The following is a 16,227-nucleotide window of genomic DNA, read 5'->3' on the forward strand; positions in this document are numbered from 1 at the left end:
AGTGCCATATCGCGATGAACTCGAAGTCAGAAAGGCGTCAGGAAGGTGTCAGGGTGACAAATCTGACCGGCTCTTCCAGGACGGCCTGTGCACCTTCAAGGTCGGCAAACCTCGTCGCCAGAGTCGCCTGTGCAAGGCGAGGCGGAAGTGCCTCACCGAACTTCAGCCCCTTTACGGCCCGCTGGTCGACGTCGGGCAGACAGAGCTGGTCCGACACATCGGCCACAGCCTGCTTCCAGTGCTGCCGGTCCACATCCTCCCGAAGCCGAACCCAGCAGTCGTTCACCCGCTGGGCGGGCGCAACAACGGTGCCGAGCGTCGCCGCGAGCGTGGCGTTGGCTCGGTGACCTGCCCAGGTCCACCAGCGGACCTGCCCGCCGGAAGTGCGAGTGATGAGTGTGCCGCCCGGGTGCACAACATCCATGAAGTGGTCCCGCGCCTCAGCTAGCGCCGTGACCGCACGCTTCGAGAGGGCTACGTCCGGGTCAATCCCCAGCAGGACCTCACGCATGGCTCGCATCAGTTCGAAAGAAGTGGCACGTTCGAAGCCAAGACCGCTCCATTTGGCTTTCCCTCCGCTGTCGGTCGGCTCGACGAAGCAGCGTTTGCGATGCCAGTCGATGTACGTCACGAGCCAGCTCCGGCCTGCGAGGAGCAGCTTGCGCGGCCCTTCGATCTCCTCGGTGAGCAGATCGGGATCGGTTCTGCCGATCTCACTGCGCCCCTGCAGCACGGTGAACTGGGGAGGCGAGGTAAAGACGGCCGTGAGATTCATGAAGTGCCGTTGCCCGAAACGTCGTTCCGCCTCAGGACCGATGAAGAGCATGCCGCCGTCCTGGTCCAGGTATCCCTCTTCCACGAGATGGCGCACGATCGGCTCGGCCGGCTGCCCGAAGGGACCGAAGCCGTTCCACCACTCCTGCCACAGCTTGTCGCCCACCTGGTGTTCCTGGAGACACAGAGCAAGGAGCTGTTGAGCCACGATGTGGCGGGGCTCCGGGGGCGCGACGACAGGCTCGACCCAACCCCGTTTCCACTGGAGCAACAGAGCCGCTGCGGCGAGAAGTCCATCCTCGGTGAGCGCGAGAAACAGACAGTTGCGCCTGGTCCCCGCCCGGCGGCCGGTACGTCCGAGACGCTGCAGGAAGGATGCCACCGTCATGGGGGCATCGAGCTGAATCACTCGGTCCAGGTCGCCCACGTCAATGCCGAGTTCCAGCGTGCTGGTCGAAACGATGACGCAGTCGCGCGCGTCGGCGAATGCCTGCTCCGCACGGCGTCGCTCGTCAACCGACAGAGAGGCGTGCGACAGAAACGTGGTCACGCCTCTCAGGCGGAGCTTTTCGCCCAGCTCTTCGACCAGGCGGCGCGATTCGCAGAACACGAGGCGCTTCTCACCCCGATGGAGTGCCGCGATCACAGTCGCCGCGTTCTCGACCGAACCGACGTAATCAAGTTCGATGTCGCACGGCGCCGCATGCGCGCCCTGCTGCCGCGGCTCGTCGAGATGCGGTGCGACCACACGAGCCGAACGGCGGCCCGCAGCCGAACCCTGGAGCCAGTGGAGCAGCTCGGCAGGATTGCCCACGGTCGCGGAGAGCCCAATGCGTTGCACGGGGCGACCGACTGTCTTCTGAAGCCTCTCCAGCACTGCCAGTAGGTGCCACCCGCGGTCATCGCCGGCGAACGCATGGACTTCGTCCACGACGATCGCCTGCAGACCCGAGAAGAATGCTCTGTGGTCGACGTTGGCACTGACCAGCATCGCCTCGAGAGATTCCGGTGTGGTGAGCAGCACGTCCGGCCGGTCGGCCAGGATCCTCTTTCGCCGCCCGGCGGTCACGTCCCCGTGCCAGAGCGCCGCAGTACGCCCGAGCCAGCCGGTATACGTCTCAAGCCGTGGTAGCAAATTGTTGAGCAGGGCCTTGAGGGGACACACGTACAACACCGATGTCCCCGCCCAGCGTTCCGCCGTCATTCTCGACAGCAGAGGAAAGCTGGCCGCCTCGGTCTTTCCTCCCGCTGTGGGAGCCAGCAGAATGGCGTCCTTCCCGGCCATGACAGGCCCGATCGACTCCTCCTGCAGGGGGCGCAGTCCGCGCCACCCGAGGGAGTTGACGATGTGGTGCACCAGGATCGGATCCAGATCATCGAGAGGGCTCACGGCAGTTCCAGTTCGATGTCGCCCGCACTCGACGCCGCCGCGTTGCGCTCCACTTCGTTCAGCTCGGCGCTGGACACGGTGAGCGCATAGTGCTGCCGAGGATCGAACTCGTCGAACTCGTCGACCCGGTCGAGCACATCGGCGACGATTTTGCGCAGGAAGAGCCGCGGTGCCACGCCGACCTTCCCGCCGAGGCCGCCCGTCACCGCGGCGGCCAGTTCGCCGATGTACGCGTCATCGACCCGCGCCACGATCCGCTCGGGGTTCCGGGCCGCTCCCACGTACAAGTCGCGTACGTTCCGCCCCAGTTCCCCGAGCCGGGGCAGATCGAATCCGGCCAGCCGCAGTTGCACGGCGCGCGGTGAGTCGAATCGCGGGTCGGTCGTGAAGTCGGTGGCGAGTCTCTGGGCAAGCGGGGGGAGCCGTTGCACGCCCTGCTGTCCGTCGTAGAAGGCGGGCGTCCCTGTAATCACCAGGAAGAGGCCGGGAAAGCGGCCTGTGTCGATTTCGTCGAGCAGTTGCCGCAGGGCGTTGAGGCCCTTCTCGCGCACGTCTCCGCGTACGCGCTGGAGGGTCTCGATCTCGTCGAGCACCACCAGCAGCCCCGGGTGGCCGCAGTCCCGCAGCACGGTCAGGAGCCCTTGGAGAAAGCCCAGTGCGCCAAAGTGGTCGAGATCGCCGCGCACACCGGCTGCACGCCGCGCGGAGGATGCGACCGACTTCTGACCGCCCAGCCACGCGATGAGCGCCTCGGCCGTAGCGGCATCCCCGGCAGCCCTCGCTTCGCGGTAACCGCGAAGGGCTGCGGCGAACGCGGGAGTGGTGCGTGCGACCTCGGCGAGGCGCTGCTCCATGAGTGCGTCGACGGCAGTCCCGAGGGCCTTCTCGTCGTCGTCCTCCACTTCACCCGCGTCGAGGACTTCCTCCTCGAGGGTGTAGAACCACGAGTCGATCACGGCCCGTAGGGCACTGGGCTGGTGGGTGGCGGTGGTGAGTCGCTCGGTGAGTCGGCGGTAGACCGTTTCCAGCCGGTGCAGCGGTGTCTCCGTCTCGGAGATCTGCACTTCGGTGGTGGCAAGGCCTGCACGCTTGGCCCGCTCGGCCAGCCACCTGGCGAAGAAGGTCTTGCCGGAGCCGTACTCACCACGGATGGCGTGAAAAGCGGATCCACCCCGTGCGACGGTCGCGATGTCGTCGTTCAGCGCCCCGCTGAAATGGTCGAGGCCGACTGCGAAGAGATCGAGCCCGGACTGGGGAACGGTTCCACGGCGCAGGGCGTCCACCACTTCGCGGCGGCGTGCCGCGCTGACCTCGGTTGCACCGGTCATGGCTGCTCCGTTCCGAACTGCTCCTGCAGGAGCGGGATGTTGAGTTCCACGGTCCGCCCCGCGTCCACCAGGTTGATCACGCCGTATCCCTCGATGTTCAGGAGCCGCTGCACGACGGTGACGAAGACTTCCGCGTTCCGCTGCGACCGGCCGGTGGCCTCGGCCGCCGCTGCGGCCACGGCGTCCGGGGTGAGTTTGCCACCGGCGTCGGCCAGCGCATCGATGACGGCGACGACAGCCTTGCCGTCCGGCGGGCGGCGTACGAATTTCCGCTGCGTCTTGTAGCGCTGCGAGCCGACGACCTTTCCGCCGAGTGTCAGCATCGCCGGTGTCACTTCGTCAGCGGCGAACAGCGCCTCGCCGGCCTGGGTTTCCGCGCGGCGCCGAGGCTTACGTGCCGTCGGCTCCTCGGTCTCCGCAGGTGCTGTTGCGGCGTCGTTGCCGGCCCGCCACCAGGCTGGCACGGTCTGCTCGTTCGGCAGCACCACCCAGCCGGACGGCAGCAGTTCCTGCGACGGAACGAGCATGATCACGGGCACGGTCACCTCGGCAAGCGCGGCACCGCCGTGGTAGCCGGCTTTGCGTGGCGTGTATCGGATGTCCTCGCGCCACGGCGCGACGATGGTGCCGCCGCCTTCCCTCACCCGCGGGCCGCTGAGCTCGACTTCGCCTTCGCCCGCCTCGCCGGTACGCCAGCGGGCGCTCTGTGCCCCGGGCGCTTTCAGGGGCCCCTGCCCTTGCAGCGAACGATCGAGCACATGCCCGTGGTCGGATACGAGCATGACGGGACGGCCATATCCGCGTGCCGCGTTGAGCAGATCCAGCAGGTGGCTGATGTCCCTCAGCCGCCAGCTGGTTCGCTCGCCTTCCTGCCCGTGGTCGAGGGCGTCGTCGATGGTGTTGAGAACGACGGCGACGATGGCGTCCCCGGCGAGCGCATCCAGCAGTTCGGGGGCGAGTCGATGTCCCTCGGCGCCGCCGATCTGCCCCTTGTGGAAGAGCCTGCCGACGCGCCGATGCCGCTTCCAGAACGCCTCGAACCCACTGGTCTCCGCGGCCTGTTTGCCGTTGGTCGGTTCCCCCGAGAGCAGGGATGCGCGGCTGATGGTGGTGACGGAGGGCAGCATGGAAACGGCGGCATGGCGTCGCGGAGGAACGGCAGCCTGCGGCGCAGGAACGATCTCGGTCCACACCCGGCGGTCGATCTCGTCGCCCAGTTGGGCCGCTATCGCGGCGCTCATGCCGTCCAGCACGAGCACCAGCGGGCTCGTTCCGGATGCCAGCGGCACCGCCAGCGTCTTGAGTACGTCCTCGATCAGGAGGGCTCCTCCCGGCGCCTGGGACGACGCGGTGCGTGTCCAGCCGGCAAGACGTGCGGCGAACTGCTCGTCGAGAGCACTGCGCCGTGCTCGTGCATTGCCGATGAGCAGGTGGTACGCCTGCCCCACGACCGGATCACCCATGGGGTCCCCGGCCGCCAGGACACGCAGCGCCCGGTCGGTCCACCCCCACTGGGCGAACTGCTCACCGACGGCCTGGCCAACGGACTCGGCGGTCGGGGTCGGCCCGTCGAGCCACCGCACCACCCTCACTGCCATCCGCGCCGCCTCGCAGCTCGCCGGGTGCAGGCGTGCCAGCTGGTGTGCCAGTACCTGGTCCAGAGCAGCCTCGGCCGTCTTGGAGGAATCCGGGAGAGCGGCGGCCAGATCCCGCAGCCGCGCCCTGAAGCCCGATGGCAACAACGGGTCGACGCGCAGCGCCTGCCCCAGCCCTGCTTCGGAGGCGAGTTCGTCGGCCCGGTCGAGCACGGCGTACACGCGCTGGCGCGCCTCGGCGCCTGCAGGGGTACTGACCTCGGCCTCGGCGATCCAGCGGGCCAGGGTACCGATCACCGAGGCGGTGAACTTCGGCAGGTCCTCCACCGAGCGCAGGGTGGAGCCGAAAAGGCCCCCCAGCGCGAAGCTTGTCCCGGCAGGGGCCTCTGGTGCGCTCAGTACAGACCCCAGCACGCCGAGCGCCATCGCATCCTGCCCCCGGCCATCGGCGACCAGGGAGAGCAGGGTGGGTGCGGCTGCTCCGACGGTGTCGGTGAGCCAAGCGGTCAGGCCGCTGCGTTCCGCCCCCGGCAGCTCCTGGAACCGGGCAGGACCGGCTGTCGTCCGGGACCAGGCGAGCAGGGCGTTCGTGTCCAGTTCGAGGCGGTGGCCCGTGGAACCACGTCCGAGGCCCAGCCGCTCGCCGATCAGCGCCCGTACTGCGGCGTCCCGGGTAAGAACCGAGCCGCTGCGCGGCCAGCCGTCCACCGGTTCGGCTTCCAGCAGCGCCGTGAGCAGCCATGTCTCCCTGATCATCCGGGGATCGAGGTCGGTAGCACCGAACAACTGCTTGACGATCTCGGCCCGGTCGACGCCGAGGCTGCGGCGCCCCACCGCGTGTGCGCGTACATCCCAGCCCAGAGCAGTTGCCGAAACATCGCTGGTGACGACGAGCAGCCGATCGGCTTCCGAGCCGTCCAGAAGCTCCTGCCACGCGGCGACGATCCCGAGAACGGAGTCCTGGTCGCTGACCCTCACCGGCCGTTGCCTGCCGTCGATGCGGGCAGTGAACTCCGTCGGAGCCGTGCTGTCGTACCGCGCGTTGACGAGCAGAAGTCTGCAGTCCGCGGCACGGCGTAGCTCGGTCTCCAGAAGGGCTTCGACGATCCGCCGGTCGATGAGCGGCCGCAGAGCCATCAGGACTGCGTCTCGTCTTCGGTGGAACTGGTGGTGCCGTCCTCGGCAGGGACCACCTGCCACGTGATCTCCACAGCCATGCCGGGGTGTGCGGCCGAGTAGGCCAGGATCTCGTCCCAGAGATTGTCGATGGCCTTGTTCAGCGAGTTCTCGACGTGGCTGGGCTGGAGCCTGACCGTACGGGAGAGGCCCGTGCTCGGCTGACCGGGGGCCGTTGACGTGGCGGGGTCGCTGGAGGGGACGGACGGCCTGCCGTGCTGGGTGAGGGATACGTCGTCGGCGGCGGGCGGTTCGGGAACCGCCACCGGCTGCGGTGTGACGGGCGTCTCCACCTGTGTCAGCCGGGCCGCGTCCTGGACCAGGACCACGGCCTTGGCCCGGATGGACCCGAGTACGGGGATCAGCGAGCGCTCGAATTCGCTGGTCGCAGCGGTCTCGGCGATCTCCGCGATCAGCCGTTCGGCCCGTTCCCCCACACTGTCCTGCCGCCCCGCAAACCCCCGCACACCGTCCAGCAGCGCCCAGTCCGCGTCGTCGAGCGCCTGGAGGACATCGCCTGCCGAGGTGATAACGGTGGCGAGGACAGCGTCACTCGTGTCGTGGGAGGCACCTGCCAGCTCCCGTACGAGCGCAGTTGCGTCCCGGTGGCGCCCGAGACGGGCCAGGAGGTCCGCCGCGTCCTTTCCGGAGGACAGCCGTTCACTGGTCTCCCGGTCCATACCGAGCGCCTCCGCGTGCCTGCTCAGCGAGGTGCGCAAGGCGTTGACCGACTGCTCGAACTCCGCGGCCTTCTCGCTGACACCGGTGAAGAGCTTGTTCACATTGCGCGCGAACAGGGTCGGCTGGACGGCCACACCGAAGAGCTTCGCCGCCCGTAGCCTCGCGGTCGCATACTCCTCATCGGTCGGCAGCTGCTGTGCTCTCAGCCCGTAGCCGGCGCCGATGCGCTCCAGCTCGGGCGGCTGGGGCAGCGGGCTGCCGTGGTAGGTCCAGGCACGGTCGTCGAGCAGTGCGTAGGTCGCGATGATCAGGCTGCTGGTGTTCTTGTCCAGACCGGTCCAGCCGAGATCCTCAGCAATCCAGGTGCGGACCTCCTCGGCCGTGAGGTCCTCGACCCCAGGGCGGTGCTGGTGGGCGGCCTGGTTGATACGCGCACGCCAGTCGTTGCGCAGAACCAGCGGGCCATCGTGGACCTGGCCGAGTTCCAGCGGTTCGACGATTCTCTTGACGATCTTGAGATGGTGGCTGTCGACCTCGATGCGGCGGCCGCCGTCGTCCATGGCACGGGTGATCCACGTCAGAGCGGTCTTCAGTTCTCCGAGACTGACAGCCTTGCGGTCTCCGGTCCTGCTGAAGTCGGGGTGCTTGGGGTAGAGGGCGCGAAAGACACCGTCGGCGAGGTGCTGCAGATTGTCCTGGAAGGACTTGCCGCCCTGCAGCTGCGGCCTCGCATACTCGGGCAGCAGCGACAGGATGTGCTTCCCCTCGCTCACCTCCGCGGAGACGCTGTTCTCGTCCACCTTCGCAATGCCGTACAGCTGAGCCAGCGTCGCGGTGAGCTGTGAGGTGAGGGTGTCGCGCTGGGCGGCGAGCTGATGGCGCACGCGCACCCGGTCGTCGGAGTGGAGGTGGCCTGCATAGTCGTCGAGCCGGTCCCGCTCCAACAGATAGTTGATCTTGATCAGCCGACCGAGCTGGGCACTCTTCTGCTCGGAGAAGAACGAGGGCAGCCAGACCAGCGTCGGAGCCATGAGCCCTTCGGACCGGAGCGCCTCGACGCGCTGTGCATCGTCATTCGGGTAGTGCTGACCGTCATCGAAGGGATAGTCCAGAATGAACCGGACCCGCCCGTCCACGCCTGGGCAGAACTGGTCGGCGGACAACTGCGCGGTGTCACGGACGTTCTCGAAGACGAACTCGGCGGTGCGCTTCGTTCCCTGCCACACGATGTCGTGCTCACACACGAAGGCTCCGGAGTCCTTGAGTCCCAGCGCCTTCCACAACTGGTCCTTGACCCAGATCCGCCGGGCTCCGGTCCTGTCCTCGTCGGCGACCATGTCGAGCAGCGGCTCGATGTCCAGGTCGGACAGGTGAAGCGTGAAGACGGGGTCCTGGTCACCATCGGCGCGAATTTCGCCGAACTCGGCCTGCAGCTCACGCAGTCGGGTCACCACGAGCGACCCGGGAGCGACGGTACGGGAGCGGATCGAGCCGTGGTTCAGCGCAGCGATCCGCCCGCCGGTGAGTCTCTTGAGCGCCGGGACGTCGGGGGCGAGCGCGGCAAGAAGCAGGGTCTTGACGAACCGGTCGTCGGCGATGAACTTTTCGCTCTGCTCGGAGCCGTACTTCTCCAGGAGGTGTGCCCGGACCTTGGCGTGGAAGGTGTGCGCGGCCTCGGCCTCGTTCTTGAGGCGGTCGGTGAAGGCTTCCCCGGTACCGTCCGAGAGCACGTCCCACAGATCACCGAGCGGGATCAGTTCGCCCAGCTTGATGTCCCCGCGCCGCCTCCGAAGCATCTCCTGCAACAGTTTGAGACCAGTGCGTTCGCGCTGCAGGGCACCGGAGAGCGCCACAAGAACATTGAGCAGTGCAGGCGAAAGGGGATATACCGCCCGAAAGTCTGCCCAATCAGCATGCGTCGCACCATGAGCGTCGAGCAGAACATCCTTGACCTGCGAGTTGCTCGACTCGATGGTCGCGAAGGCATCATCGAGAGCAGCCCGGGCGAGCTGGTCCTTGGGCTTGAGAATGCGCTCCTTGATGATCTCCGGCAGATTGCGGTCCTCAAGACTGATCACATCGAAGCGCCCGGCAAGGTACTCGACCTGCTGCTCCAGATTCTTCACGTCCGCGCCCACTACATCGGCGCCGACGAGCTGGGAGAGATCGCGCTGTCGGGAGATGAGCGAAACGATCGGTACCGGCCGCGCGCTGTCCCCCGACTCGATCAGCTTGACCAACTTGCTGACCTCGGAGTTCACCTTCTCGCGGTTCGACATGTGTGCCTGCAACCAGAGGATCAGCTCATCGAGGAAGAGGATGATGCCGTCATAGCCGAGGGATTTGGCGTGCCGGCTGATCACGGCGAGACCGTTCTCCAGCGGCAGGAACGCGTGTGCATCGCCTCGGGCGCCCTCGGCGTACGAAGACATCGGCCCGGTCAGCAGTGCGGAGACCAGCCGATCCCGCAGAGGATCACCGGCGAGCGCGGCGAAGGCCCGGTGCAGTTCGGCCGGTGTCCACTGCGTGGTGGCCCCGTCGATCACATCCAGATCGTCCTCGACCACTTCGGACGTGCCACCGGTCACAGGCAGCAACTCTGCAAAGGCCGCGTCACCGATCGCCCCGCGAAACCTCTCCGCGTCGGCGAGCATGGAGTCCGCTCGATAGACGGGCGGGACGGGCGCATCAGGGTGGAGCCGCCGCACCTCAGCGACGTACCCACCGAGCAGTGCCGAGTCCAGGTCGGTCGAGCCGACGAGGTGGTACGGCACCATCAGGAACCGCTTGCCTTTCAGCCAGTCGTCGTGTTCGGCAATGACTTCCTGGAGCCTCGGCTTGGCACGGGCAGCCGGCGCGTTGTTCAGCACCGCGTGCAGCACGGTCAGGAAGTGGCTCTTACCTGAACCGAACGAACCGTGGAGGTAGGCGGCGTGCGAATTACCACTGCGCGCAGCGGCGCGCACGATCCCGAGGGCCTTGCCGAAGGCCGCCTTGAGCTGGTCGGTGACCACATACTCGGCGACCCGGGCATCGGTCTCGGTGAAGCCACCAGTGAGCTCCACCTTGAAATCGCCGGCATGGACGTCTTCCTTGATGTCGATGACATCCCGCAGGAAGAGCTCATTCGTGGGCATCGGTGACTCTCGTTCCCTCACTCGGCGGTTCACACATTCCGCGCTGCGCGCATCTCGCCCCTATCTTGCCAGCTCACACGGCATACCAGCCAAGAGATGGAAACATCAGCAAAGGCTCTTCGAATCACCTCCGCGCCGGGGCCAGCGGCTCGACGTGCGACCAGCTGAACGTCCGGTCTCCGTCGAGGTGCGCGTCGCCCCAGTGGATGGCGTGAATACCGTCCTCCCACGCGGAGGTGAAGAACACGGAAACGAGCTTCGTGGTGCGCCCGAGCTCCTCGAAAGCCTCGTGGAGCTCCTCGTAGGCGTCCGTGGTGAGAATGTCGTCCAGCGGGAAGAGGCCCTCCGGCGCCTCGGGCCCGTGGGCGGTCAGCATGCGCCTGCGCTGAGGCGAGACATCGGCCCGCAACCGCGCACGGTCGAGTGGGACCGCTCGGTCGGCATAGCGAAAGGGAAACAGAGCGTGGCCGTTGATCACCGCGTAGGCGTAGCCGCGCAGCTCACGGACCGTGCCGCCGAGCGCAACGGCTTCATCGGCCAGCTCCTCGCGTACCGCTTCGGCCAGGACGTGTCCATACGGTCCGCGCTTTTTGAGATTCGCCTCGGCATGAACGGCCCTCGCCCGCTGATGTGCCCGCGTCAGCCGCTTCGGTACGCCCGCAGCGAGACCGCTCGCCTGTGTGCCGAAGCGCTTCTGTGCCCACGCCGAGGGACTCGCCCCCTTGCCGTTCCACACCGCGCCATCGTCCATGATCGCCCCCTGTCTCCTGTATCGCCCCCACCTGTGTGACATGGGCGGATGACAGGGACAAGGGCGCGAATCAGCCGGAGGGCGCCGATCGCCTACGACTCGTCGCGCTCCGATGCCTTGTCTTCCTCATCGGACTCAGCACCGCCCTTGGAGAAAGCCGGCCAGAGCTGACCGCCCTCGAAGGACTCACGAAGCAGCGGGATCGTCTCGTCCGGGATACGGAATCCGCTGGCCCAGGAGGGTTCCGTCAGTGATCCGTAGATGGTGTGCAGCAGGAACGGCTCCTCGCCGCTCAGCACCCCCAGGTCCTCCAGCTCACGTGCCACTGTGCTGACCGGCCGGGTGAATCCCTTGAGCTGCCGATCCGGCGAGTAGCCCGCGAGGTCGTAGACCGTGTTCCGGTCCACGAACCCTCCGTTCGCAGCAGCGGCGACGATCACCTTGGCATGCGCCGGATAGCGCGCGACAAGCTGCTCGATGAACGCGTCCAGCGACTGCTGGCTCCAACCTTCGTCCAGCTCGTCGTCGTCCCGGTCCGCTCCGCGCAGCTGCTCCAGGTCGTCCACCGAGTCCTTGTCGACGTGCAGCCCTTCGAGCAACTGCTCGGCCCAGGTGAGCAGCTCCGCCGGAGTCAGCATGTAGAGGCGCACGTCTGCCTGCTCCCTCAGCTCCACCACGAGCTCGGCCCTGGGTCGCGCCGGGATGTCACCATCTCGCTGCTGCCACCAGTCCTTCTTGACGTCACCCGTCACCAGCAGCACATCGCAGGTACGTCGCTGAGCCTCCTGCAGCAACTGCAACCACAACAGGTAGTCGCCAGCAGCCCGCTCGGCCGGCTTGGTCTTGAAATCCTCGTACCCGGGCGGGATTTCCTCGTCGGCCCGTTTCTGAGCTGTCTGGACAGCCTTGTCGTACTCATCGGTCGGCAGGGGCTCGCCGATGCGGCCCGACAGGAGAGGCTCCAGCTCCACGAGCACGGGGTCGCTGTGGGTCTCGGCCGTGCCCTCCAGCGCGTCGCGCTCGGCCTGACCGTCGATGATCCCCTGAAGTTCCTCCACGGTCTCGGTGAGTGCGGACAGACTCTCGTTGATCCGCTGGGTGACGCCTTCGTCGTGCTTGAGGCGTACGTCCTTGACCCACCGATCGACGGCGTCACTCGCGGACCGCCGAACCCGCTCCAAGGCCGCCGAGGTTTCCTTGGCCTTGGTGCTGTGGTGGTGGCGGACGGATTTCTGCTCGCGGTTGCGCCAGAACTCGGTGAGCACCTGGTGCGGCACCCAGAGCCGGTCCCGTAGCTTCGTGAGCACCGCCAGGGTGTCCTGCCGGGTACGGGCGTTGGAGCGGTAGAGGTTGAGCAGTACGTTGGTGTCGAGGACGACCATCCCGCTCTGGAAGACCCGCTCGTAGTCGTTCTTTCGCGGGCTCTGATGGGCTCCGTCGCAGTCGAAGATCCCTCGTCCGAGCCCTGTTCCGGCCTCGGTCCCGTTCTCCGCCGGATCATCCTTGAACGCCATGGTGCTCTGTGCTTCCCCTCGTTGGCCCCGTCATGCTCCCCGGGGCGATGAAGCGCATGGTTCCAGGCTTGGCCGTGATACGAGAGAGCTATCTCGGCCAACTGAGCACGACCGGTGCAGGAGCGCTGACGGCGTGCGGGAGAAGTATCGGAACGGAGAGAGCGGCATGTTACGAACGCTACGGACGGCCACCCGACGATCGGCCGGAAGGCCGGTACCGGGCCCGCGAACCGGGTCCGGGTCCGCCGGTCCCGGTGACCCCGGAGGTTCTGTCGACCGTGCGGACACGGCGGCCTTGCCCAACGAGCCCTTCAACCGCCGGATCGAGGTCCTGGTCGCGGTCGTCGACAGCCCGGACGAGACGAGTCTCACGGCACAGCTCCTGGAGGGGCGTGGGTGGTCGGTCCGGCCATGGCTGCCCCGCGACGACACTGCGGACGCCTCGGCGCTCGGCCCCGGCCGTGTGGGGCTGCTGGTCGAAGTACGGCTGCACGGTGCGCGTTTCGGCGCAGTGCAGGCTGCGGTCTCCGAGATCGAGAACCTCGCTCGCCGCCACCAGGCGGGCATGTGGGTGGTGGATGCGTTCCTCATCGAGCACGACCTGGCCCACGACTACCGTTCCGTGTTCCACGCCCACCGCCGGCTCCTGGAGACGTCCGCTCTCCCGGGTTCACCCAGCCCACGGACCTGGATCGCAGCTCTTCGCACCTCGCTCGGTGTGATCTCCACGGTCCGCATTCTCAAGCAGACCGGCCGCCCTTCCGTCGAAGCGCTCGAACGGCGCCTGGAGCGCGGAACACTCACCGGGCGCCCGTACGACCCGCAGGCGCTCCAACTCCGCATCCCTATGGGCATGGAAGGCCGGGACCCCGACGGGCCGCCGCCGAGTCCGGTGTCGGCATGGCGTCTGGCGGGCCCCATGCTGGCGGGCCTGGGCGCGGCCGGTGCCTGCGGAATCGCTGCTGCGGCCGCGGATGGCCTGTTCATGCTGGTGCCGCTGCTCGTGGCATGCGCCCTGGTGTGGCCCGTAGGCCACGAGATCACCAACCGCAGGGGGGAACAACCTCTTGCCGACACCATCGTCTGGGGCGCTGCGGCTGTGGCCCCGATGACTGTGGCCGGCCTGTTGCTGGCCCTCATCATGCCTGGTCCCCCGGCGCAAGTGGCTCGCGTGACGGCGTACATGGTGCTCGGGGTGGCTCTCTGTGCCCTGATGCTCTACGGACTGGGGTACGCCCTGGTTCACTCCTGGTTCAGCCGCAACGCCAACTGGGCCGTACCGGCGCTCGTCCCCGCCCTCGCCCTGAGCCTGCCCTGGTTCGGCGGCCTGCTGCACACGATGTATCTGAAGGCCGGGTTCGGCGTCCCTTCCGACGCCATCACGGTCTCGGTGTACTGGTCCTACGCGGCCTCGCTCAAGCCCACCGGTATCGCACTCGGGCTCGCGGCAGTGGTGCTGGCGATCGCCGGCTGGTTGCGCCACTACCACCAGTGGGTCCACGCGCGGGGCATGGTCCGGATCGGCGTTCCGCTCATGAGCCTCTTCGTCATCGGGATCTCACTGACCGCCGGACTCGTCGGAGCGGAAGCGGCCGCGAACCGAGCACGCGTGGCTGCAGCGTCTGGCGAGAACCCGGCGGCTTACTACGGAGTCCAGGGCCGACTCGTTTGTGTGAAGCCCGTGTCCAAGGGGATCCCTGTCTTCAACGGTCCGCTTGCCAATAGGCGCTCTCTGCTCACCTTCGGCACTTCCGGGGACCGCGTTTGGCTGTGGGATCCCCGGCGCGACCAGTCCCTGTCCGTCCGGCTTGAGGACGTGGTCGTTACGGAGGCTGGGGCGAGCACCTGCGGCTGAGGCGGCGCCGGACGATGCGGTGGAGGGCACGAGGTGCGTGCCCTCCACGGAACTTCATCAGGTCGGAGAGTCAGAAGGCCCTGGTCAAGGCCCGTACGTTCTCCAAGGCCGCCTGGAGAACGTACGGGGGCTCGGTCGTCGCCGTTCGGGCGGCCTCACGGTAGGTAGCCGCATTCTTGTCGGACACCCCGTCCCCCGTGTCGATCAGCTCCTGCCGACGAGCGCCCCAGGCCGGCCAATGCTCCGAGAGGGACGTCTCCAGGACGTCCTCGAACACCGTGTACCTCGCGGCCGAATCGGTCGCGGGCCAGGGCGTCCGAGAAGCTCCCAAGTAGCCCAGCAGGCTCGCGTTGCTGTCTGCGAGCCTCCGCGCCTGCCGCTCGAAGTCTTGTACCTTCTGTGCCCGCTTCGCAGGATCCAGGTGCTGTACGGACTCCGTCTTACGGTCCAGCATTCCGGCGTCACCGTCGAAGATCACATGACACGGCACGCCGAGGGCGCTGAGAATCGCGTGGCAGAGAAGGATGTTGTCCCTCCCCGTCACATCGATGACCGTGATCCCCTCCGCGCCGAGGCTCACTCCGGCCCTTTCCGCGCAGCCGGTGAGTACAGCCCCGTCCGTAGTGCCCTCGGCGAGTACGACCGCATGAGCGAAGAAGCCTTCGGCCAGCGAGCCCGCCAGCCGGGGACCCGTCCGTCGCTTGATCGCATCCGCGCCCACCAGCCCCGTGAGCGACGCACACAACTCGGCCTCGGACGCCTGCCAGACCCTGGTGACCGGATGCGCCTCCCCCACCTCACGGCTGAGCCGGCGAATCTGGTGGTAGCCCTCCGGGTCGATGAACACAGGGCTGTGCGTCGCGTACATCACCTGGGTCCGACCCTCCACGGACGACGCGACCAGCCCGCGCAGCACCTCCGCGAACACTCTTGCCTGCGGCGGGTGCTGGAACAGCTCAGGCTCCTCGACAGCAAGGCAGAGCGTGCGCGTCCCTCCGTCCGCACGTCGCTGCTCGGCCAGGTACTTCAAGGTCGCGATGATCAGCGCGCGCTGGAAGCCGTGCCCCTGGCGATACACGGAGGTCTTGGCAGCCCCGTCCATGACACTCGCCTCGAACACGGTCTTGGAGGCCCTGGGCGCCTGCACAGTGGGGGTGACGACAATGTCCCGACCGGTCGTGAACTGCGCCACCTCCCTCGACAGCGCAGCCGACAAATCCTGGAGCACGGTCCCGTAGACGTCGGCGTGCACCTTCTGGCGTGCGAGGTGGGCGGCATCCTCGATCTCACCGAGCTGCGCGTTCGCCTGGGAACGGTCCACCGAGTAATTGAGGATGCGGGCGAGAGCCGTCGCCTTGGAGTCGTCAGCCTCCTCGTAGGCACGGAGGTCGGCCGAGATGAAGACGAAGTCGATCAGCTCGGCCAGCTTGCTCTGCCCCGCGAACCCGAAGAAGTGTGTCCCCTCGATCTCGGTCTCGGTGAGCCGGTTCCGATTCGCCAGCTCCCAGAGGTTCATGGCCTCGTCAACGGCCTCGGCCTTCCCGGCCGGGGGCAGTCCGAGCCCGGGGTCGCTCTCTCGGAGATCGTTGTACGCCCGGCGCTTGTCCATCGCCTTGGCGTGCCGTCGGATCTCCTCGAAGGGGCTGTAGGCCAAAGCCTTCCCGGTGATCTTGTCGTCTCCCGCCTCCCAGGTCCGCCAAACGCTGACGGTCTCGGCGCCCTCGGGTGCGTATCGGCCGAGGGCATCGCGGTCGTGAGCGGTGAGCCCGTCGAACTCGACCTCGACGGAGATGCGCTCGCCTTCGGCCGCCGAGTGGACATCGTCCGTGCTCAGCGAGACCGAACGTTCGCCGTTGAAGAACCAGTCGAGTGCGCGCAGCACGGTGGACTTGCCGACACCGGTCGGGCCGATGAAGCAGGTGATTTCCTCGAAGGCGATGTCCACCTTGTGCAGACAGCAGAAGTTCTCTACGCGCACGCGCTTGATTTTCACGGTCGTCCTGGAAAGTGGTTCGGGTGAGCCGGA

The 16,227-nt window shown here is 67.2% G+C and carries 8 protein-coding genes; 1 reads left to right on the top strand and 7 read right to left on the bottom strand.

Annotation, left to right across the window (positions count from 1 at the left end; translation table 11 throughout):
• Positions 1–37: 37 nt before the first annotated feature.
• From BT364_RS17745 to BT364_RS17770, 6 genes are all read right to left on the bottom strand, one after another.
• Positions 38–2,164 carry a DEAD/DEAH box helicase gene (locus tag BT364_RS17745; RefSeq protein WP_072486153.1) on the bottom strand — a complete coding sequence of 709 codons (2,127 nt, stop codon included), beginning with the start codon at positions 2,162–2,164 and terminating at the stop codon, positions 38–40.
• Positions 2,161–3,492 carry a BREX system ATP-binding protein BrxD gene (brxD, locus tag BT364_RS17750; RefSeq protein ID WP_072486154.1) on the bottom strand — a complete coding sequence of 444 codons (1,332 nt, stop codon included), beginning with the start codon at positions 3,490–3,492 and terminating at the stop codon, positions 2,161–2,163. Before brxD ends, BT364_RS17745 begins: the two co-directional genes overlap by 4 nt.
• Positions 3,489–6,224 (bottom strand): BREX-2 system phosphatase PglZ, encoded by a 2,736-nt coding sequence (pglZ, locus tag BT364_RS17755; protein ID WP_072486155.1) that lies wholly within the window; start codon positions 6,222–6,224, stop codon positions 3,489–3,491. The genes brxD and pglZ overlap by 4 nt, the downstream gene beginning before the upstream one ends.
• Positions 6,224–10,081 carry a BREX-2 system ATPase PglY family protein gene (locus BT364_RS17760; RefSeq protein ID WP_072486156.1) on the bottom strand — a complete coding sequence of 1,286 codons (3,858 nt, stop codon included), beginning with the start codon at positions 10,079–10,081 and terminating at the stop codon, positions 6,224–6,226. Before BT364_RS17760 ends, pglZ begins: the two co-directional genes overlap by 1 nt.
• A gap of 124 nt (positions 10,082–10,205) precedes the next feature.
• Positions 10,206–10,832 carry a hypothetical protein gene (locus tag BT364_RS17765; protein ID WP_072486157.1) on the bottom strand — a complete coding sequence of 209 codons (627 nt, stop codon included), beginning with the start codon at positions 10,830–10,832 and terminating at the stop codon, positions 10,206–10,208.
• Between the two features lie 92 nt (positions 10,833–10,924).
• Complete coding sequence (locus tag BT364_RS17770; RefSeq protein ID WP_072486158.1) at positions 10,925–12,346, bottom strand: PIN-like domain-containing protein; 1,422 nt, start codon at positions 12,344–12,346, stop codon at positions 10,925–10,927.
• Positions 12,347–12,641: 295 nt separating this feature from the next.
• Between BT364_RS17770 and BT364_RS17775 the strand changes: the two genes are divergently transcribed.
• The gene (locus BT364_RS17775) at positions 12,642–14,201 is read left to right on the top strand and encodes a hypothetical protein (protein ID WP_072486159.1); all 1,560 of its coding nucleotides are present in this window, start codon (positions 12,642–12,644) and stop codon (positions 14,199–14,201) included.
• A gap of 70 nt (positions 14,202–14,271) precedes the next feature.
• On the opposite strand, the gene BT364_RS17780 is transcribed toward BT364_RS17775, so the two are convergent.
• Entirely contained in the window at positions 14,272–16,179 is a 1,908-nt protein-coding gene (locus BT364_RS17780) for an ATP-dependent nuclease (RefSeq protein WP_256259967.1), read from the bottom strand.
• Positions 16,180–16,227: the final 48 nt, after the last annotated feature.

The organism is Streptomyces atratus (assembly GCF_900119365.1).
Classification (GTDB): Bacteria; Actinomycetota; Actinomycetes; order Streptomycetales; family Streptomycetaceae; genus Streptomyces; species Streptomyces atratus_B.